Origin of the sequence: Comamonas sp. SCN 65-56, assembly GCF_001724135.1 — a bacterium.
Classification (GTDB): domain Bacteria; phylum Pseudomonadota; class Gammaproteobacteria; order Burkholderiales; family Burkholderiaceae_C; genus Comamonas_C.
Genome location: NZ_MEDS01000001.1, coordinates 61,020 through 79,716 on the forward strand (window position 1 = coordinate 61,020; position 18,697 = coordinate 79,716).

15 protein-coding genes are annotated in these 18,697 nt (G+C 66.0%); 11 read left to right on the forward strand and 4 right to left on the reverse strand.

Annotation, left to right across the window (positions count from 1 at the left end; genetic code table 11):
- Positions 1–7: 7 nt before the first annotated feature.
- A complete protein-coding gene (locus tag ABS45_RS00300) occupies positions 8–337 on the reverse strand; it encodes a type II toxin-antitoxin system RelE/ParE family toxin (RefSeq protein WP_291551628.1) in 330 nt (109 codons plus the stop codon).
- A 114-nt stretch (positions 338–451) separates the two neighbouring features.
- Here ABS45_RS00300 and ABS45_RS00305 point away from each other — a divergent pair, with 114 nt between their 5' ends.
- Positions 452–1,702: a TIGR03862 family flavoprotein gene (locus ABS45_RS00305; RefSeq protein ID WP_291551630.1), complete on the forward strand. Its 1,251-nt coding sequence runs from the start codon at positions 452–454 to the stop codon at positions 1,700–1,702.
- Between the two features lie 101 nt (positions 1,703–1,803).
- Complete coding sequence (locus ABS45_RS00310; protein WP_291551631.1) at positions 1,804–2,781, forward strand: chemotaxis protein; 978 nt, start codon at positions 1,804–1,806, stop codon at positions 2,779–2,781.
- Positions 2,782–2,788: 7 nt separating this feature from the next.
- Here the strand turns inward: ABS45_RS00310 and fabI are convergent, their stop codons facing one another.
- Complete coding sequence (gene fabI / locus ABS45_RS00315; RefSeq protein WP_291551633.1) at positions 2,789–3,589, reverse strand: enoyl-ACP reductase FabI; 801 nt, start codon at positions 3,587–3,589, stop codon at positions 2,789–2,791.
- A 44-nt stretch (positions 3,590–3,633) separates the two neighbouring features.
- Between fabI and ABS45_RS00320 the strand changes: the two genes are divergently transcribed.
- From ABS45_RS00320 to ABS45_RS00345, 6 genes are all read left to right on the forward strand, one after another.
- Positions 3,634–5,433, forward strand: a complete 1,800-nt coding sequence (locus tag ABS45_RS00320; protein WP_291551635.1) for an extracellular solute-binding protein — start codon at positions 3,634–3,636, stop codon at positions 5,431–5,433.
- A gap of 63 nt (positions 5,434–5,496) precedes the next feature.
- Positions 5,497–6,534, forward strand: a complete 1,038-nt coding sequence (locus ABS45_RS00325; RefSeq protein ID WP_291551637.1) for an ABC transporter permease subunit — start codon at positions 5,497–5,499, stop codon at positions 6,532–6,534.
- A gap of 77 nt (positions 6,535–6,611) precedes the next feature.
- A complete protein-coding gene (locus tag ABS45_RS00330) occupies positions 6,612–6,929 on the forward strand; it encodes a hypothetical protein (RefSeq protein ID WP_291551640.1) in 318 nt (105 codons plus the stop codon).
- Entirely contained in the window at positions 6,926–7,354 is a 429-nt protein-coding gene (locus ABS45_RS00335; protein WP_291551642.1) for a PIN domain-containing protein, read from the forward strand. The genes ABS45_RS00330 and ABS45_RS00335 overlap by 4 nt, the downstream gene beginning before the upstream one ends.
- The gene (locus ABS45_RS00340) at positions 7,347–8,390 is read left to right on the forward strand and encodes an ABC transporter permease (RefSeq protein ID WP_291551645.1); all 1,044 of its coding nucleotides are present in this window, start codon (positions 7,347–7,349) and stop codon (positions 8,388–8,390) included. Before ABS45_RS00335 ends, ABS45_RS00340 begins: the two co-directional genes overlap by 8 nt.
- Entirely contained in the window at positions 8,387–9,991 is a 1,605-nt protein-coding gene (locus ABS45_RS00345) for a dipeptide ABC transporter ATP-binding protein (RefSeq protein WP_291551648.1), read from the forward strand. Before ABS45_RS00340 ends, ABS45_RS00345 begins: the two co-directional genes overlap by 4 nt.
- Before the next feature lie 129 nt (positions 9,992–10,120).
- On the opposite strand, the gene ABS45_RS00350 is transcribed toward ABS45_RS00345, so the two are convergent.
- Together ABS45_RS00350 and ABS45_RS00355 are read right to left on the reverse strand one after the other, a co-directional pair.
- On the reverse strand, positions 10,121–10,990 hold the full coding sequence (locus ABS45_RS00350) for a universal stress protein (protein WP_291551651.1): 870 nt from the start codon (positions 10,988–10,990) through the stop codon (positions 10,121–10,123).
- Positions 10,991–11,156: 166 nt separating this feature from the next.
- Positions 11,157–12,158 (reverse strand): WYL domain-containing protein, encoded by a 1,002-nt coding sequence (locus ABS45_RS00355; RefSeq protein WP_291551653.1) that lies wholly within the window; start codon positions 12,156–12,158, stop codon positions 11,157–11,159.
- Between the two features lie 142 nt (positions 12,159–12,300).
- On the opposite strand from ABS45_RS00355, the gene ABS45_RS00360 reads away from it, so the two are divergent.
- From ABS45_RS00360 to ABS45_RS00370, 3 genes are all read left to right on the forward strand, one after another.
- The gene (locus tag ABS45_RS00360; protein WP_291551655.1) at positions 12,301–12,789 is read left to right on the forward strand and encodes a hypothetical protein; all 489 of its coding nucleotides are present in this window, start codon (positions 12,301–12,303) and stop codon (positions 12,787–12,789) included.
- A gap of 95 nt (positions 12,790–12,884) precedes the next feature.
- Positions 12,885–15,539 carry a PD-(D/E)XK nuclease family protein gene (locus ABS45_RS00365; RefSeq protein ID WP_291551657.1) on the forward strand — a complete coding sequence of 885 codons (2,655 nt, stop codon included), beginning with the start codon at positions 12,885–12,887 and terminating at the stop codon, positions 15,537–15,539.
- Positions 15,536–18,682 carry a UvrD-helicase domain-containing protein gene (locus ABS45_RS00370; protein WP_291551660.1) on the forward strand — a complete coding sequence of 1,049 codons (3,147 nt, stop codon included), beginning with the start codon at positions 15,536–15,538 and terminating at the stop codon, positions 18,680–18,682. The genes ABS45_RS00365 and ABS45_RS00370 overlap by 4 nt, the downstream gene beginning before the upstream one ends.
- The last annotated feature ends 15 nt before the right edge of the window (positions 18,683–18,697 follow it).

The following is an 18,697-nucleotide window of genomic DNA, read 5'->3' on the forward strand; positions in this document are numbered from 1 at the left end:
GGTTCGTTCACCTCGTCAATCGTTTGCGCCGCTTGTACGCTGCCCAACGCGCCTGCGCTGCCTCAATGTCGCGCTGCTGGCGCTTCTTCGTTCCACCGGCCAGCAGGATGATGAGCACATCACCATCGCGGCCGAAATACACGCGCAAGCCCGGCCCGAAATCGAGCCGGTACTCCAGAACGCTCTCGCCGACACCTTTGACGTTGGACAGGTTGCCTTGCTCGATGCGCGCCAGCGCAACCGTGATCCTGGCTGCCGCCGTCGCGTCCAGGGTGGCAAACCAATCCGCGAAGGGACTGGTGCCGTCTTCTTCCAGATACTCGCGCAGGTCCAGCATGGCAATAAGTATCGTATATGTTACCTTTTGGCGTGCATTGGCTCAACGGTCAGAACCCTTTGAGCATGAATATTTCCACCACAATCAAGCGTTTCGCTCATTGGTCGCCGCCTGATGTTTCCATCCACTCCTGACCCCATCGCCGTCATCGGCGCCGGCCCCGCCGGCCTGATGGCCGCGCAGGCGGCGGCGCAGGCGGGTGTTCCGGTGCGCGTGTTCGACGCAATGCCCTCCGCCGGGCGCAAATTTCTGCTCGCCGGGCGCGGCGGGCTCAATCTCACGCATTCCGAGTCCGAGCCGCGTTTCCTGGCGCGCTTCGGCGGGCGCGAGGCGGTGCTGACGCCGCTGCTCAAGGACTTTGGCGCGGGCGAGGTGCGCGCCTGGGCCGATGGCCTGGGGGCGCAGACCTTTGTCGGCAGCTCGGGCCGGGTGTTTCCCAAGAGCATGAAGGCCGCCCCGCTGTTGCGCGCCTGGCTGCGCCAGTTGCATGGCCTGGGCGTGCAGTGGCGGATGCGCTGGCGCTGGCTGGGGTGGGATGAGGGCGGCGCGCTGCGCTTTGCCACGCCCGAGGGCGAACAGCAGGTAGCGGCGCGCGCGGTGGTGCTGGCGCTGGGCGGGGCAAGCTGGCCGCGCCTGGGTTCGGACGGGGGCTGGGCGTCGCTGCTGGCGGGGCAGGGCGTGGAAGTGGCGCCGCTCAAGAGCGCGAACTGCGGCTTTGACGTGCGCCGCCCGGATGGCGCGATCGGGTGGTCGCCATACTTCATCGAGCACTTTGCCGGGCAGCCGTTCAAGACGGTGGCGCTGCGCTTTGCCGATTTTGAGCGGCGCGGCGAGTTCGTCGTGACCGAGACGGGCATCGAGGGCAGCCTGATTTACGCCGCCTCGGCGCCGCTGCGCGATGCGATTTCGGCGCAGGGCAGCGCGGCCATGCATGTTGATCTGTTGCCGGACCACACGAGCGAGCAGGTGCGCGCCGCCGTGCTGCGCCCGCGCGGCGCGCGCAGCCTGGCGAGCCACCTCAAGGGGCAGCTGGGGCTGCACGGCATCAAGATGGCGCTGTTGCACGAATGTCTGGGCCGCGATGGCGTGCACGACGTGGAGCTGCTGGCGCGCACCATCAAGGCGGTACCCATCGTGCTCGCGGCACCGCGCCCGGTGGAGGAGGCAATCAGCACGGCGGGCGGCGTGGCGTTCGAGGCACTGGATGAACACCTGATGCTGCGCGCGCTGCCGGGGGTGTTTTGCGCCGGCGAGATGCTCGATTGGGAAGCGCCCACCGGCGGCTATCTGCTGACGGCCAGCTTGGCGACCGGGCTGGCCGCGGGGCGCGGCGCGGGGCGCTGGTTGCGCTCGGCTGCGGGTTGATCGCGCGGGCGTTGTGTGGCTGAAACACGTTCCAACCAGGCCGCGCCAGCTTATAGAATGACCGAATACCGCGCTGCACCCGGCGCCGGAGGACCTTCACCATGGCGAAACCACAATCCGAAGTCGATGAACGCACCAACCTCGTCGGCTCGAACAAGTTCGAGATGCTCATGTTTCGCCTAGGCAAGGACAACGCCCTGGGTCAGTCCGAGCTGTTCGGCATCAACGTGTTCAAGATCCGCGAGATCATGGCCATGCCGCAAATCACGCCGGTGGTGGGGGCGGACAAGCTTTCGCTGGGTGTGGTGAACCTGCGCGGGCAGGTGATTCCGGTGTTTGACTTGCCCACCATCGTCGGCTGCAAGCCCGAGACCGGGCTCAACATCCTGCTGGTGACGGAGTACGCGCGCTCGGTGCAGGCCTTTGCTGTGGAGTCCGTCGAAGACATTGCGCGCCTGAACTGGAGCCAGGTGATTCCGGCCGAGGCCAGCGGCAACGCCAAGTCGATGGTGACGAGTTTTGCGCGGCTTGATCCGGATGCCAATGGCAAGCAGCAGCTGGCGCAGGTGCTGGATGTGGAGGCGATTGTCCAGATGGTCACGCCGGAAAGCGACCGGCACAAGGTGGAGGGCAAGAAGCTCGGCTCCAAGCTGCAGATGCGCGGCGATGCCATCGTGCTGGCGGCCGATGATTCGTTTGTGGCGCGCTCGCTGCTGGAGCAGGAGCTCAAGGCGCTGTCGGCATCCTACGAAATCGTGAAATCCGGCAAGGAAGCCTGGGAGCGGCTCAATGCGCTGTTCGAGGTGGCCGAGGAAGAGGGCAAGAGCATTTTTGACAAGGTTGGCCTGGTGCTGACCGACCTGGAAATGCCGGAGATGGACGGCTTTACGCTCACGCGCAACATCAAGCAGGATCCGCGCTTTGCGCGGCTGCCGGTGCTGATCCACTCCTCGCTCTCGGGCACGACCAACGAGGACCTGGTGCGCAAGGTGGGGGCGAACGGCTATGTGGCCAAGTTCGAGGCCACCGAGCTGGCCAACGCCATTCGCGGCGCGGTGGCCAGCACGGCGCCTGCCTGACCGGGGCCTACACCTGGTCGGCCGAGAGCCCGGCCGTCTGGCTGAAGCCGGCATCCACGTAGGTGATTTCGGCCGTCACGCCACTGGCCAGGTTGCTCAGCAAAAAGGCCGCGACGTTGCCCACGTCTTCAATGGTGACGTTGCGCCGCAGCGGCGCGGCATCGGCTACGCGGCCCAGCAGTTTGCCGAAATCCTTGATGCCGCTGGCCGCCAGCGTCTTGATCGGGCCGGCGGAAATGCCGTTCACGCGAATCGCGCGGCCATCCGGTGTCCGGCCCATGGCTTCGGCCAGGTAGCGCACGCTGGCCTCCAGGCTGGCCTTGGCCAGGCCCATGGTGTTGTAGTTGGGAATGCTGCGCAGCGCGCCCAGGTAGGTCAGCGTGAGCAGCGCCGACTGGTCGTTCAGGTAGGGCAGTGCCCCCTTGGCCAGGGCGGCAAAGCTGTAGGCGCTGATGTCGTGCGCGATGCGGAAGTTCTCGCGCGAGAGGCCGTCAAAGAAGTTGCCGGCAATCGCTTCGCGCGGCGCGAAACCGATCGAATGCACCAGGCCGTCAAACTGGCCCCAGGCGGCGTGCAGATCGGTGAACAGCTGGTCGATCTGCGCATCGTCGCCGACGTCGCAGTCGAACACCAGCTTGGAATCAAATTCCGCGGCAAATTCGGTGATGCGATCCTTGAAGCGCTCGCCGACGTAGCTGAACGCCAGTTCTGCCCCCTGCTGGTGGCAGGCGCGGGCGATGCCGTAGGCGATCGAGCGGTTGGACAGCACGCCGGTGATGAGCAGTTTCTTGCCTGCGAGAAAACCCATTGTTGTTCTCCTGAATCGAACCGAAGGTAATGCAGAATTGTCGCATGCAAGGTTTGCGGCTGTTCCTTCTTTTGGCGGCGCTGGCACTGGCGCTGCCCGCGCGTGCCGACTACGCCTATGCGCTCTGGGGCGACGTGAAGGAGCCCGCCGATTTCACCCATTTCCCCTATGTGAACCCGGATGCGCCCAAGGGCGGCCTGCTGCGCCTGGTGAGCAATTCGCGCGCCTCCACCTTCGACAAATACAACCCGTTCACCATCCGCGGTAGCGCGCCGGCCTATTTGTCGGCGCTGATGTTCGACACGCTGCTGACCGGCTCGCTCGATGAAACCGCCACCGGCTACGGCCTGCTGGCCGAGGACGTGAGCGTGGCGCCGGATGGGCTGTCGGCCACCTTTCGCTTGCGTAGCGGGGCGCGTTTTCACGACGGCAAGCCGGTCACCGCCGAGGATGTGAAGCACAGCTACGACACGCTCGTCGGCCCCTACGTCTCGCCCGGCTACAAGACCATGCTCTACGAGGTGGCCGGCTGTGACGTGATCGACGCGCGCACCGTGCGCTTTCGCTTCAAGGCGCCCAATCGCGAGTTGCCGCTGACCGTGGGCGGCCTGCCCATCTTCAGCCGCGATTGGGGTGCGGGCAAGCCCTTTGACCAGGTGGTGATGGACACGCCCATCGGCAGCGGCCCGTACAAGATCGGCCCGGTCAATTTCGGCAAGGACATCACCTATGTGCTCGACCCTCACTATTGGGCGCGCGACCTGCCGGTGCGAAAGGGCACGGCCAATTTCGGCCGCATCGAAGTCAAGATCTACAAGGACAACACCGCGCGCCTGGAGGCGCTGAAGGCAGGCGAGTTCGATCTGATGCGCTTTTTCAGCGCCGGCGACTGGGCGCGGCGCGTCAATGGCAAGCGCTTCGATACCGGCGAGCTTGTCAAGGCCGAGTTCAGGCACAAGCTCCCCACCGGCTTTCAGAGTTATGTCCTCAACACCCGCCGCCCGCTGTTGCAAGACCGGCGCGTGCGCGAGGCGCTGGGCCTGGCCTTTGACTATGAATGGATGAACCGCCAACTGTTCTACGGGGCCTATCAGCGCGTGCACGGCCTGTTTGGCAATACCCGCTGCGAAACCAACGGTGAACCAACGGCGGCCGAACTGGCCTTGCTCGATCCCTGGCGCGCCGAGCTGCCCAAGGCCGCTTTTGGCCCCATGGTGCTGCCGCCGGTGACCGAAAGCCCGATGGTGCTGCGCGAGCATTTGCGGCGCGCCCAGCAACTCTTGAAGCAAGCGGGCTGGGCGGTGCAGGACGGCGTGCTCAAGAACGCGCAGGGCGAGCCCTTCGTGCTCGAATACATGGACAGCAGCGAAGGCGGCGTGCGCACCATCTTCGCGTGGCAGCGCAACCTGGCCAAACTGGGTATCGTGCTCAAGTTCCGCTCGGTCGATTTCGCGCTCTACCAGCAGCGGCTGCAGAAGTTTGATTTCGACATCACCACCATCGCTTTTCAGGGCACGAACAATCCGGGGCAGGAGTTTGCCGACCTGTTTGGCAGCAAGGCGGCCGACCAGGAGGACTCGGGCAACTTCGCCGGCGTCAAGAACCCGGCGGTGGACGCGATGATCCAGGCCATGGTCTCGGCCAAGTCGCTGCAGCAGATGCTGCCTGCCTGCCATGCGCTCGATCGCATCATGGCCGCCGAGTACTACCTGATCCCGCAATGGTCGGCCAGCACGCACCGCATGGTGTATGACGGCTGGCGCCTGGCCAAACCCGATGTGGTGCCGCCGTATTCACCCGGAGAGATGTGGGTGGTGGATACCTGGTGGTCAAAAAAACCATAGCTGTTTGCGTATTTTGGATAAGCGTTACAACCTGATTTGATTCAAATTCAATGCCTTGATGCCATGACCGCCTACATCCTCAAGCGCATCCTGCTCATGCTGCCGACGCTGCTGGGCGTGCTGCTGCTCACCTTCGTGGTGATCCAGTTCGTGCCCGGCGGCCCGGTGGAGCAATATCTGGCGGAAGCCAAGGCCGGGATGGCGGGCCATGGCGGCGGCGGAGAGGGCGCGGGCATGGCGTATCGCGGCGCGCAGGGGGTGGACTCGCAGCGCCTGGCGCAGATCAAGAAGCTCTACGGCTTTGACGAGCCGGCGCACGTGCGGTTTTTCAAGATGCTGGGCCAGTTCGCGCGCTTCGATCTTGGGCGCAGTTTTTTCCAGAACAAGGACGTGTGGCAGCTCATCAAGGAGAAGATGCCGGTCTCGATCAGCCTGGGGCTGTGGACGTTTTTCATCAGCTACCTCGTCGCCGTGCCGCTGGGCGTGGCCAAGGCGGTGCGCGCGGGCTCGCGCTTCGATCTGGCGACCACCGTGCTGATCCTCATCGGCTACGCGATTCCGGGTTTTGTGCTGGGTCTGGCGCTGCTTGTCGTCTTTGGCGGGCAGTTGCAGTGGTTTCCGCTGCGCGGGCTCACGTCCAGCAACTGGGAGTCCTTGGGCTGGGGTGCGCGCATCGTCGATTACCTCTGGCACATCACGCTGCCGGTGATTGCGATGGTGGCGGGCAGCTTTGCCGTCACCGCGATGCTGACCAAGAACGCGTTCCTGGAGGAAATCCGCAAGCAGTATGTGCTCACCGCGCGCGCCAAGGGTTTGAGTGAGCGCCAGGTGCTCTACAAGCACGTGTTTCGCAATGCCCTGATTCCCATCGTCACCGGCTTTCCCTCGGCCTTCATCGGCGCGTTCTTCACCGGCTCGCTCCTGATCGAGACGCTGTTCTCGCTCGACGGGCTGGGTCTGCTGAGCTATGAGAGCGTGATCCGGCGCGATTACCCGGTGGTGCTGGGCACGCTCTATCTTTTCACGCTGATCGGGCTCTTCACCAAGCTGATTTCCGACCTGTGCTACGTCTGGGTTGATCCACGGGTGAAGTTTGATTGACTGAATGCGCGAGATGGAACCCAGCAAACAGATGGTTTGTCATACAATGCATGACATTTATTTCAAGGAGCCTCACCATGCGCGTCAACGCACGTTTCGAGGGTGACGCCGAACAGCAGCTCAACTATTTGGCCGAGGCCACCGGTTTGGGCGTGAGCGAGGTGCTGCGCACCAGCGTGCAGCATTACTACGACCAGTGGCGCGCGCGCCGCAGCGGCCTCACGCATTTCACAGCCTTCATCGGCAAGGGCCGCAGCGGCCGCAGCGATGTGGCGGGCAGCTACAAGGCACGCCTGGCCGAGGGTTGGGCGGCCAAGCACCAGGGCCGCACGCCAGCAGTGCATGAGCCCACGCCGCCATACGCCGGCGCTGAATCCGACAAGGGCGGCGCGTGATCCTTGCCGACGCCGGTTTTTTCTACGCACTGGCCGATGCCGATGACGCTTGGCACGCGCGCGCCGTGCAGGCGCTGCACACGCAGGAAGAGGGCTGGATCACCACCTGGCCGGTGCTGACCGAGGCCACGCATTTGATTGCGCGCTGGATAGGCGTTGATGCCGCGCATGCCCTGGTGCGTGACGTGGCCGCAGGCGGCATCGCCGTCTGGCAGTGGGACGCGCCGCAAACCGAGCGGCTGGCGCACTTGATGCAGCGCTACGCCAGCCTGCCCATGGACCTGGCCGATGGCTCGCTGGTGCTGCTGGCCGAGCATCTGGGGCATGGGCGCATCCTGACGACCGATGAGCGCGACTTTGGCGCCTATCGGTTCAAGAACCACGCGCCGTTTCAGAACTTGTTGGCGGGAGACGTGGATGCCTGAAGCACCGGCGGTGAGTCTCTCACCCACCCGCCGCGCCTGGCAGCGCTTCAAGCGCAACCGGCTGGGCTACTGGAGCCTGATTGTCTTTTGCGTGCTCACGCTCGTCAGCCTGGGCGCGGAGCTGGTGAGCAACGATCGCCCGCTGATCGTGCACTACCACGGACAAAACTACTTTCCGATGCTGCACGACTACCCCGAGACCACATTCGGTGGGGATTTTTCGACGCCGGCGGATTATCTTGACCCCTATGTGCGCCAGCGCATCACCGAGGGCGGCAACTGGGCGCTGTACACCGTGAACCCCTACGGCGCCAACACGCTGAACTACTTTGCCCAATCGCCCAATCCGTCCGGCCCCTCGCGCGACAACTGGCTGGGCACGGACGACCGCGGGCGCGACCTGCTGGCGCAGCTGATCTACGGCTTTCGCGTCAGCGTGCTGTTCGGCCTGGCGCTGACGGCAGTCGGCGTGGTGCTGGGCATCATCGCCGGGGCGGTCCAGGGCTTTTTCGGCGGCAAGATCGATCTCGCGTTCCAGCGTTTCATCGAAATCTGGGGCTCGATGCCCGAGCTGTACCTGCTCATCATCTTCAGCGCCATCTTCGCGCCCAGCATCACGCTGCTGCTGCTGCTGCTGTCGCTGTTTGGCTGGATGGGCCTGTCGGATTACGTGCGCGCCGAGTTCCTGCGCAACCGCCAGCTCGACTACGTCAAGGCGGCGCGCGCGCTGGGGGTGAAAAGCGGCGCGATCATGTGGCGCCACATCCTGCCCAATTCCATGGTGCCGGTCGTCACCTTCCTGCCGTTTCGCATGAGCGGGGCGATTCTGGCGCTGACCTCGCTCGATTTTCTCGGTCTCGGCGTGCCCCCTGGCACGCCCAGCCTGGGCGAGTTGTTGAGCCAGGGCAAAAACAACATCGATGCCTGGTGGATTTCCATCTTCACCTTTGCGGTGCTGGTGGTCACGCTTCTGCTGCTCACCTTCATGGGTGATGCGCTGCGCGATGCGCTCGACCCGCGAAAGGCCGACCAATGAGCGCGCCCGTACTGCTGCAGGTGTCCGGCCTGCGTGTGCGCTTTGGCGACAAAGAGGTCGTGCACGGCGTGGATTTCGAGATCCGTGCGGGCGAAAAGTTTGCACTGGTGGGCGAATCAGGATCGGGCAAGACGGTGAGCGCGCTCTCGCTGCTGCGCCTGGCGGGTGAGGCGCACATCTCCGGCCAGGCGCTGCTGAATGGGCGAGACCTGCTGCAACTCTCTGAGCGCGAATTGCGCGGCGTGCGCGGGAGTAGCGTGGCCATGATTTTCCAGGAGCCCATGACGGCGCTCAACCCCTTGATGACGGTGGGCGCGCAGGTGGCTGAAGTCTTGATGCTGAAACAGGCTCTGACGCGCGCCCAATCAGCGCAGACAGCTATCGAATTGCTGGCAAGCACAGGCATCCCCGAGCCTGCGCGGCGCGCTGCCAGCTTTCCGCACCAGATGTCTGGCGGACAGCGCCAGCGCGCCATGATTGCCATGGCGCTGGCCAGCCGTCCCAAGCTGCTGCTGGCCGACGAGCCGACGACGGCGCTGGACGTGACGCTGCGCGGCCAGATTCTTGAGCTGCTGTCTGATCTGCAGCGCCAGACCGGCATGGCGGTGCTGCTCATCACGCACGACCTGCTCATGGTGCGCCGCTTTGCCGATCGCGTTGCGGTGATGGAGCAGGGGCATCTGGTGGAGGGGGGCAGTACGGCGCAGATTTTTGATGCGCCGGAGCATCTCTATACCCGCCGGCTCATCGCCAGCACACCGCAGCGCGACGTGGTGGAAGGGGCGCTGGGTGGCGAGATCGCGGTGCAGGCCCGGGGGCTGAGGGTGGCGTACCCGGTGCCCTTGCCGGGCGTGCGCGGCTGGTTTCGCAAAGGGGAGTTCGTTGCGGTCAAGGGGGCGGATTTCCAGATTCCGGTGGGGCGCACGCTCGGTATCGTGGGCGAATCCGGCTCGGGCAAGTCCACGCTCGCGCAGGCGCTGCTGGGGCTGCTGCCCAGCACCGGCACCCTGCAGGTGGCAGGCGATCAATGGCACCCGCCCGCGCAGCACAACAGTGCGCACAACCAGGCCTTGCGCCGGCGCGTGCAGGTGGTGTTCCAGGATCCGTTTTCGTCGCTCTCGCCCCGTCTGACGGTGGAGGAAATCGTCGGCGAGGGGCTCAAGGTGCATGTGCCTGAACTTTCTGAAGCCGAGCGCCGCACCCGCGCGCTGGCGATGCTCGCCGACGTCGGCCTGGCAGAGGCGCAGTTTCCCGGGTTGCTCGCGCGCTATCCGCACGAGTTTTCCGGCGGCCAGCGCCAGCGCATTGCGGTGGCGCGCGCGCTCATCGTCGAGCCCGAGCTGCTGGTGCTGGACGAGCCGACGAGTGCGCTGGACGTGACCATCCAGCAGCAGGTGCTGCAACTGCTGCAGCGCCTGCAGAAGGAGCGGGGGCTGGCCTATTTACTCATCACGCACGATGTCGCCGTGGTGCGCGCGATGGCGCATGAGGTCATCGTCATGAAGGATGGCGAGGTGCTCGAATCGGGCGGATGCAATGAGGTGCTTGGCCAGCCGCGCAACCCCTACACCCGGCGCCTGGTGGAGGCCGCGGCGGCGTGAATTCCGGCGTCAGTGCGCCGGTGCGATCTCGGTCACGATGAGCGCGCCATTGATCTTCTCGGTGTGAAAACGCACCTTGGCGCCCGCCTTCAGATCGCCCAGCAGTGCCGGGTTACGGTTGTTGGTGCGTCAGCGCAACACCACTACCGGCACGCTGCACAGCCGCAGCAGCGCAGTCGTGGTACTGCCCACGATGAGCTGGCGGATTCGCGAGTGACCGTAGGCGCCGAGCACCAGCAGCGCATTGCCCAGGCTGTCCATCAGCGGCGGAATCACCTCTTCGGGCAAACCCTGCAACATGCGGCTGGTCACTGCAAACCCGGCATCGGCCAGCTGTGTCTGTGCGGCGCGCAAGCGCTCTTGCAGTCGCGCGGGGCAATCGCCTGCCATCACGAGCTGCGCGGGCATGCCTTTCAAAAGCGGGCTGCGTGCGACGGCAGCGACCGCGCGGTCAGCCGTCGGGCTGCCGTCGTAGGCCACGACGAAGTGTTCGGGCGCGGTAAACGGCACGGCGTCCATCACCATCACCGGCTGGCGCAGGTTGCGTACGGCGGCCTCGATGCGATGGTCCAGCCGCAGCTTGCGCGCCGTGGCGGGGCGGCGGTTGCTGCCCAGCACAAAAAGACGTGCGCTCGGCTCCTGCGTCAGCAGCACGTCGATCAGGTCACCCTGGCGCAGCAGCGTCTGCATCTGCGGCACGGATTCCTGGCAGACGCGCGAGCGCGCCTCGTCGAGCATGCACTGCGCAGCCTCCTGCGCCACCTTGGCGCGCTCTTCATCCAGATCGGAAAGGCGCTGCAGCAGCAAGTCTTGCGCACCCATGCCCAGCACGCCGCTGTAGTCGCCCACCGCCGCGGCGGGTTCGGGCCGCTCCAGCGTGTGCAAGAGCGTGAGCGGCGCGCCCAGGCGCTGCGCAGCCCAGCAGGCGCCATCGACCACGGCAGGGGTGGTGTTCAAGCCATCGAGGCAGGCATAGACGGTATCGGGAGTGGCAGGCATGGCGGCTTGTGCTTGGCTGGAAGAGACGCCTCCTAGTGTCGCAGCCTCTGCGCGAGACGCAAGCGGGGTATCCCTGCCGTATTGTTTCAAAGCACCATGGCAGGTAGTCTTCCCGTAGCGCAGCCATGCGCAGATGGCCAGCGCTTTCCGTGCGGCATGGCAGTTTTCAGGCTGGTGCCTGATAGCACGCATGCGCCTCGGCAATTTTCCCGGCAATCTGCTTGCGCAAAGTCAGAGGCTTCAGCACCTCGATACCTGCTCCCTGGCTGAGAATCCACCACGTCAGCTGCCAAGTGTCGCGCACGGTCGCGCTCAGCGTGTGGCCCTTCAACGCCTGGTCTTGCGACAAGGGTGTTTCCGCCAGGATGCGCAGCAATTCATCGCTGGCCCGTGCCTTCAGGCGGATCGTGCGCTCACCGCCAAACTGCAATGCGCCCTGGCGGATATAGGCTTGAAACTCAAAACCCGCAGGCTGGCGCGCGGGCTCCTCGGTCAGGGTCGCCTCGCGGATACGGTGCATGGCGTACAGCCGCACGTCTTCGTAATCCCAGGCCGTGGCAACGAGGTAGCTCACCGCTCCCCGGTTGACCAGGCCCAGCGGGTGCAGCCGCATGGGCGTCGGCGCTTTGGCATCTTGCCCCAGGTAGCTCACCTCAAGCTGGCGCTCTCGCAGCAAACCCTCGTGCACGGCTTCCACTACCTCGTCCGCCAGCTGGGCGGGTTGCAGGGGCAGGCTAGGCAGCACCGTCGCCACTTTCTTGAGCCAACTCGCACGGGCATTGCCCGGGCTCAGGCTGTCCAGCTTCTTGCGCGCCAGATCAAAGCGCGGCTGCAGCGCAGCGAGCAGGGAAGGCGGCAGCAAAGGCTTCAAGGTGTCGTGCACTAGGGTCAGGGAAAGCGCCTCGGCCAGGGTCACGGCGGGTAGATCGACGCTGGCTCCCTGCGGCCATTTCCAGCCGTAGGGCAGACTGGTTTCGTTGCACTCCAGGTGAAAGGCCTCGTACAGCTCCCACAAATCCCGCTCCACTTGCCGCTTGCTGACCTTGAACCCCACGGCATTCAGATCCTGCGTCAGTTCGGCGGCGGTCTTCCCCGTACCTCGGGAAGGCAGCAGCTTGAGCAGTTCCCATTGGCGGGCGAGGGTGCGGCGTGTAGTCGTGGCGGGCATGAAATAGCAGTCGTGCAGATGTTGCGACGTATTTTGACGCCAGCCCCACCACAATGGGAAGTGTTCTGGTTGTTTCCTCCCTCTGGTTGTGTTCATGCCTATGGATTCAGTCATTATTTGAAGATCAAGCGAAGGAGTGACGATGTTTGAGCCCAAGGTCTTGCTGAATGAATTTCCCTGGGTACCGCCCGAGCGACGCCTTGGCCGCTTTGGCCCGATGCCGCCCAGAAAACCCGAACTCAGAACGCCTGCCCTGTGGTTGACCCGCAACCAAGGCGGCGAGCTGTTCTTGGTCAACACGAGTGGCGAGCGCCTGGAGGAAGTGCATGCATCACCCGTCGGGTTTATCACCTGCGACGAAGAAGTTTCAACCGTCCAGGGCGGAGAGATCACCTACCGCGATGTGCCTGACGGTGCCGCGGTGAAGGTCGATGAATACGACGACTATTTAGACCTCGATTACGTCCTCGGCATGCAAGTGCGCATTCGCTCGCCGCAGCACACCCATCTGAAGCTGCAGTACCTGGGGGGCAAAGGCGGGATCAAGGAGGTGGTGCTGCTCTGGGCCAACGGAGACGTGGGCAAGGATGTGCAAATTTTCTCGCCAGCGGACGATCAAGGTCAGGCATGAGCGACGACGCACAGCAGCCCCACGCCGCTCGTTAGACTGCACCGAGGACAGGGACAGAGCCGACCCGGCGATACATCACAACAATGGATGGAACCATGCAACTGCGTGTGGGATTGCACCTCGATGGGCAGCGCGGCGATGCCGTCGTGCCCGAGCTGGACGCACAGACGACGGGGCCGCTGGGCCTGCTCAATGTGCTGGAAACACAGTTGGGCCTGCTGCGCCAGGAGCCCAGCGCCTCGGACCGGGTCTTGCAGTACCGCGAGGCGCTCAAGCGCCTCGATGGCCCTGCGCGCTTTTATCACCGCAGTTTCGCAGTCGATGAACTGGGCACTGCGGCCACCCTGCTGGCGTGGCGCGACCTGTGGCATCTGCATGGCTGGGGCGACGCCACTCCGCCGGCGCTTGCCGCAGCGCCATCGCGGCGCTTGCGCGATATGGCGGCCGTCGAAGCCGAGGTGGCCGGCCAGCTCGCCCTGGGTATCGGCGAGCGACTGGCGCAGGTCGTGCTGGCCATGCAGACCATGGCGCCACGCATTGGCAGGCTGGCGCTGTGCGAACCACTGGCGGATTGGCCACTGGCCTGGCAGCGTGTGCTGGCCCGGCTGCGCCCGATCGAGTCCCGGCAAAACGCCTTCGAGCCCGTGCCGGGTGCCAGCTTGCTGGCCGATCTCCAGCGGGCGGTGCTCGCGCCCGCCGGCAGCGGTGCGGGCCGACGCCTGCGCTGGCGTGACGATGGCAGCGTGCGTGTGTTGCAGGCCGAAACCGGATGGCTGGCCGCCCGGCACCTGGCCCAGTGGCTGCACGCCGAGCCTATGGACACCGTGCTGTGCGCGCCCAGCGTCGGGGTGCTTGACGAGGTGCTGGCGGCGGCCACCCTGGCGCGCCAGGGATTCAAGGAGCCCAGCGCCTTCCGCCCCGCGCTGCAGGTATTGCCGCTGGTGCTGGGGCAGTTGTGGCGGCCGCTGGATCTGTATGGCCTGCTGCAATTTTTGACGCATCCCATCTGCCCCGTGCCACGCGCGGCCCGCGTTCGGCTGGCCCGCATGCTGGCGCAGTCTCCAGGCATCGGCCACGGCCCGGCGTGGGAGCGCGCCCTGGCCGACATCGAGGCCGATTGCCCGGCCAGCGGCGCCGACTGGCCGCAGGTGCGCGAGCGCATCCGCCTGTGGGTGGAGCCCGAGCGCCATGACCCGGTGCAGGGCGTCCCGCTGGCGGTGCTGGGCGAGCGGCTGCAGGCCCTGGCCCAGCATTTCCAGGGGCGGCTGCGCGACGCCGACCCGGCACGCCAGTTGGCCTTCAACAGCGGCCTGGCGCAGGTGCTGACCTTGCAGCGCGCCTTGCGGGCGCTGGCCTTGCAGGGCGACACGCGCATCGGCGCGCAGCCCCTGCAGACCCTGCTGGCGCAGGCCACGGCGCAAGGCAGTCCCAACCCCTTGCTTGCCGCCCAGGCGGGCGCGTGCCGTGCCATTACGCACCCGGCTGCAGCCGTCGATGCGGCGCAGCAGGTGATCTGGTGGCAGTTGCAGGCACCGGGTGATACAGCGCCTTACCCGTGGTCTCGTGCCGAAATCGCGGCGCTGAGCCAGGCCGGTATCGTCCTGCCGGATATGGAACTCCTGCTCGCGCGCGAGGCGCGAAGCTGGCTGCAGCCGCTGTTGGCCGCGCGCGAGCGGCTGGTGCTGGTGCTGCCCCCGCCCGGTGCCGAGGTACACCCGGTTTGGCTGCTGCTGGAGTCCCTGTTTGAAGGCGGCCACGCGCCCCGCGTTGAGGCACTGGAAGACAGCCTGCGCGATGAGCGGCTGCCTGTGCTGGCCCACCAGCCGCTGCCGCAGCGGCGGCGCTGGTGGCAGTTGCCAGCAGGTATTTTGGTGCCGCCACGCGAGACCGAATCGTTTTCCAGCCTGGAATCCCTGCTGTTCAACCCGTTTCAGTGGGTGCTCAAGTACCCGGCCGCGCTCAACCCCAGCAGCGTTCTGGATGTCAGCGACGGCGTCCTGCTGTACGGCAACCTCTCGCACCATCTGGTTGAGCGCTACGTGCAGCAGCCCATGGCCCTCACGCAGGCCGACGCGGCATTCGAGACGTGGTTCAGCGCCGCATTCGACGAACTGGTGACCCAGGAAGGCGCTGTGCTGCAGATGCCGGGCCGCCAGGAAGAACTGGCCGCGCTGCGGCGCAAGCTCAAATTCGCGCTGACGCGCCTGCGCAGCCAGTGGCGCTCGGCGCAGGTGGTGTCCGTGGTGGCTGAAGAAAAACTTCAGGGCCACTTCGTCGGCGGCGAGATCACCGGCTTCGGCGACCTGCTGGTCACGCGCCAGGACGGCGCGCAGGCCATCATCGACATGAAGTGGGGTGCCAAAAGCTATGTTGACAAGCTGGCCGGCAATCGCCACCTGCAACTGGCCATCTACGGCGAGCTGCTGCGCCAGCAGACCGGGCGCTGGCCCCAGTTGGCCTATTTCTCGCTCAGCAAGGGCGAGCTGCTGGCGACTGACCCGCACTTCTTCCCTGAAGCCAGGGTGGTGCGCCGACAGGCCGACATGCAGGACGAAGGGCCGGCCCAGTTGTGGCAGCGCTTTCTGGTCAGTTGGCAGCGGCGCCGCCAGCAGCTCGACGGGGGCCAGATCGAGGTCGTGCTGGACGATGCGGCCGACGCCGATCCGCCCGAGGATGGCCTGGCGCCCGAGGCGCTGAACCCGGCCTACAACGATTACCTGACGCTGGCCGGCTGGGAGCAAGACCAATGAGCCTGACTTTCATCAGTGCCGGCGCGGGCAGCGGCAAGACCCACACGCTGATGCAGACCCTGGGTGGGCTGCTTGAAAGCGCCGAAATTCGCGCCAGCGGCGTGATTGCCACCACCTTCACCAAGAAGGCCGCCACCGAGCTGCGCGAGCGCGTGCGCCAGCACCTGCTGGGCGCGGGGCGTGTCGATCTGGCCAACGCCATGGGGCAGGCGCGCATAGGCACCGTCAACAGCGTTTGCGGCAGCCTGTTGCAGCGCTTTGCCTTTGAAGCCGGCATGGCCACGCGCCAGCAGGTGCTGGACGAAGCGCAGACCGCGCAACTGGTGCGCGAAGCCATCGAGATGGCGACGAGCAGCGAGCAGGCGCAGGCTGTGTCCGACCTGGCCGACCGCCTTGGCATTCAGGAGTGGTCCAAAGACATCGAGGCATTGGTCGCGCAGGCGCGTGGCAACGACATCGATCCGGCCAGCTTGCCCGAATTCGCCCGGCGCAATGCCGATGACCTGCTGGCGCACTTCCCGGCGCCGCTGCGGACAACACTGACGGACGACCTCGCCACGCAGATGCGGCGCACGCTGCCCGAGCTGCGCGCCGCCGCCGGCAAATCTACAGTCAAAAAGACCCAGGAATACGTCACGCAACTGGAGCAGTTCGCGCACACCCTTGGCCAGGGTGTCGCCCCGTGGTCGAAGTGGGTGGCGCTGTCCAAACAGGCACCCGAGAAAGGTTTGCTGCCCTTGAGCGAGCCCATCCAGATGTTGGCCCGCGCCTGCGACGCGCACCCGCAGCTGCATGCCGACATCCGGGACTACCTGCAACGCATGTTCGGCATCTGCGCCGAGGCCCTGGAGCATTACCGGGCGCGCAAGCTGGCCCTGGGCGTGGTGGACTTCACCGACCAGGAACACCTGCTGCTCAAGCTGCTGGACGACCCCGACGTGGCCGCCGTGCTGCGCGACGAGCTTGATCTGCTGCTGGTGGACGAGTTCCAGGACACCAGCCCGATCCAGCTCGCGCTGTTCCTCAAGCTCTCCAGCCTGGCCCGGCACACCTATTGGGTGGGCGACATCAAGCAGGCGATCTACGGCTTTCGGGGCAGCGACACCGAGCTGATGCAGGCCATCGTGGCCGCCTTGCCCGGCATGGGCGGCACCAGCCGCATCCTGAACGGCTCCTGGCGCTCGCGCCCGGCGCTGGTTGATCTGGCCAACCAGATCTTCGTGCCGGCCTTCGCCCCCATGCTGGCCGCTGAGCAGGTGGCGCTGGAGCCCCGGCGGCCCGAAACCACGGCCAACCCCGCCCTGTGCCGCTGGAAGCTGGGCGGCCAGAACGTCGATGAAATCTCCGAATCACTGGCGGGTGGCGTGCAGCGCCTGCTGGCCAGCGGCCTGCAAATACCCGCCAAGGGAACGGAAACGCTGGGCCCACTGAAAGCCAGCGACGTGGCGATTTTGTGCCGCTCCAACGATGCGGTGACCCGTGTTGCAGTCAGCCTGCGGCGCGCTGGCGTGGCTGCTGCCACCGCGCAGCCTGGCCTGCTGGCGACACCCGAGGCCACACTGGCCCTGGCCTGCCTGCGCCGCCTGAACGACCCGGCCGACACCGTGGCCACGGCCGAAATCCTGTCGCTGGCCGATGGCCTGGAGCCCGAGGATTGGCTGGCCGACCGGCTGGCCTACCTGCAGCAGGGCGGCCGCCGATCGGCATGGTGCGAAAGCGGCGAGCAGGCCCACCCCCTGGTTGCCCTGCTGGCCGCGCTGCGAAGCGAGCTGCCGCTGCTGACCCCGCACGAAGCCCTGCGAAGGGTCATGGCCGCCTGCGACCTGCCCAAGCGGGTGCTGCGCTGGCAACAGGATCAAGCCGTGGCCCGCACGCGCCTGGCCAATCTGGACGCCTTGCTTGGCATGGCCGCGCAGTACGAGGACAGCTGTCGTGGCACCCGGCAGGCCGCCACCATCTCGGGGCTGCTGCTTTGGCTGCGCGCCCAGGCCGAGACCGACGAGGACGCCCTGGCCCAGCCGGGCGTGGACGCCGTGCGCGTGCTGACCCACCACGGTGCCAAAGGCCTGGAGTGGCCCGTGGTCATCCTCACTGACCTGGACAAGGAGCCGCGCAGCCGCCTGTGGGGCATCTCTACCCTGTCACCACAAGGGGTGGATGCGGCCAGCCCGCTGCGCGGGCGCTTCATCCGCTACTGGCCCTGGCCTTTTGGCAAGCAGGCCAGCGGCATCGCCGTAAAGGACGCGGTGGACGCATCCGACCTGGCGCGCGCGTTTGCCAACGCTGCCTTGGCCGAAGAACAGCGCCTGCTCTACGTCAGCATGACGCGCCCGCGCGAAATCCTGGTGCTGGCGCTGAAAGACAAGGCCAAAACCCAGGCCTGGCTCGATGGCCTGGGCGCGCCCTGGCTGCTGGAAGGCGATGAGGCCGCCACCGCGCTGCCCCTGCCTGCGGGCAGCTCGGTGCCCTGCCAGACCTGGCAACTGGAGGGGCCAGCAACCCAAGTGGCGCAGCCGGACGACGGCACCCACCCGCTGCATTCGCCGTCCGAGCTGCCAGCCCGTGAGCATCTGCCTTTGTTCTTCAACCCATCGGGCGTGGCACCCAGTGAAGGCCGCATGCTGGAGCAGGTGCAGGTGGGCGAGCGCATCACCGTGGCCACGCAGGGCGTGGACTGGGGCGTGCTCGGCAGTGCGATCCACGCCTGCCTGGCGGCCAGCTTTACCGATAAGGCGGGCGCATGGCTGTCCGAGCCATCGGTGGCGCGGGTGCTTGGTGGCTTTCAGGTCGGCGCCCAGGTTGAAGCTGCGGCTGTCCTGCAGCAAATCCGCGCCTTCCATGCCTGGATGGCCCAGTGCTGGCCCGGCTGCACCGCCCGCGCCGAAGTCCCCGTCAAGGCCCTGCTGCCCAACGGCCAGATCCTCAATGGCCGCATCGACCTGCTGCTGGACACGCCGCAGGGATTCATCCTGATCGACCACAAGTCATCGCCGCACGAAAGCAGGCAGTGGGGCGAGCTGGCAGGCCGCTACCAGGGGCAATTGGCGGCCTATGCGGACGCCATTGAACGGGCAACCGGCCACCCTGTGCTGGAGCAGTGGCTGTGGCTGGCGGTGGCGGGTGGGGCTGTGCGGTGCGGGTAAAGTGAGATTTGACGA